Source organism: Photorhabdus namnaonensis (assembly GCF_001684335.1).
GTDB lineage: Bacteria > Pseudomonadota > Gammaproteobacteria > Enterobacterales > Enterobacteriaceae > Photorhabdus > Photorhabdus namnaonensis.
In genome coordinates this window covers 1-361 of the sequence record NZ_LOIC01000048.1, presented here as the reverse complement: position 1 = coordinate 361, position 361 = coordinate 1, and the positions used below count along the sequence as shown (strand labels likewise).

Here is a 361-nt window from a genome sequence, read left to right as displayed (position 1 = left end):
TTGTTCAGCTTGAGAGACTCCCCAATAATACCTTGTCGATATTACTGAGTGTTTCAATTTTTCAGCTTGTTCCAGATTGTTAAAGAGCTTATATCGCTAAACAGATTCCTAAAATCCGCTTAAAGACACATCGACAACGCCTTTCACCCGTTATCCCGCAAGTGGCGTCCCCTAGGGGATTCGAACCCCTGTTACCGCCGTGAAAGGGCGGTGTCCTAGGCCTCTAGACGAAGGGGACCCTATGGCCGGCTTCGCAGACTCCCTTGCTCTCGACTTTCATCAGACAATCTGTGTGAGCACTGCACTCAACCTATCTCAGGTAAGGAGGTGATCCAACCGCAGGTTCCCCTACGGTTACCTT

General features: G+C 49.6%; 1 tRNA gene. It reads right to left on the bottom strand.

The window, feature by feature from the left end:
• Positions 1 to 162: 162 nt before the first annotated feature.
• Positions 163 to 238, bottom strand: a tRNA-Glu gene (locus Phpb_RS09235).
• Positions 239 to 361 lie beyond the last annotated feature (123 nt).